General features: G+C 64.1%; 1 pseudogene. It reads right to left on the bottom strand.

Annotated features, from left to right (window positions below):
- Positions 1-60: 60 nt before the first annotated feature.
- Positions 61-418 (bottom strand): annotated as a pseudogene (locus EN750_RS38840) (FGGY family carbohydrate kinase); the annotation flags it as partial.

A 418-nucleotide genomic window follows, 5' to 3' on the forward strand; every position in this document is an offset into this window, starting at 1 on the left:
GGCCTATTTCCGCACCATCGGACTAGGGAGCCTGGCCGACGAGGCATTCGCGCGCATCGGCACGATCTGCGTGCCGATGCGCGCGAATGCCTCGTCGGCCAGGCTCCCTAGTCCGATGGTGCGGAAATAGGCCTCGTCCCAGCGGCTTTCATGCGCCAGATAGGTCCATTTGCAAGTCACCGTGCAGACCGAGCGGGCAAGGCTGCCGGTCGCCCGCCAGGTGAGGAAATCGGGGAGGTCCATGAACTGCCAGGCGGCGTTGAACGTGTCGGGCAGGTTTTCGGCCAGCCAAAGGAGTTTCGGCGTTTCCATCTCCGGCGATATGACGCCGCCGACATAGTTCAGCACCGCCTCGCCGCTGCGGTTGATGCGGCGCGTCTGCTCGACCGCGCGGTGATCCATCCAGACGATGATGTTG

This window comes from Mesorhizobium sp. M7A.F.Ca.ET.027.03.2.1 (genome assembly GCF_003999175.1).
Taxonomy (GTDB): domain Bacteria; phylum Pseudomonadota; class Alphaproteobacteria; order Rhizobiales; family Rhizobiaceae; genus Mesorhizobium.